This window comes from Virgibacillus sp. 7505 (assembly GCF_002272135.1).
In the GTDB taxonomy this organism is placed as follows: Bacteria; Bacillota; Bacilli; order Bacillales; family Amphibacillaceae; genus Terribacillus.
On sequence record NZ_NPBF01000259.1, the window covers coordinates 1 to 245 of the forward strand.

Genomic DNA, 245 nt, shown 5'->3' on the forward strand with positions numbered 1-245 from the left:
TGCTTGCGTCTGTGTTTTTAGCACAACTTGTGATGTCCGGTTTTGCCCTTTATACGATGATGTACATTGGCCAGAAAGTCGTGTTCGCGCTAAGGAAAGAAGCTTGGCAACGGATGCTGCACTTGCCTGTTCCTTTTTTTGACAGGCACTCGTCTGGGGAATTGATGAGCCGGATGACCAATGATACGCTTGTCATAAAAGATTTTCTAACGATGCAGTTAATCCCGTTTTTTTCGGGCATTGTT

The 245-nt window shown here is 44.9% G+C and carries 1 protein-coding gene; it reads left to right on the forward strand.

Annotation, left to right across the window (positions count from 1 at the left end):
* Positions 1–245, forward strand: a 245-nt coding sequence (locus CHH91_RS18865) for an ABC transporter transmembrane domain-containing protein (protein WP_141234237.1), incomplete at both ends; no start/stop codon positions are given.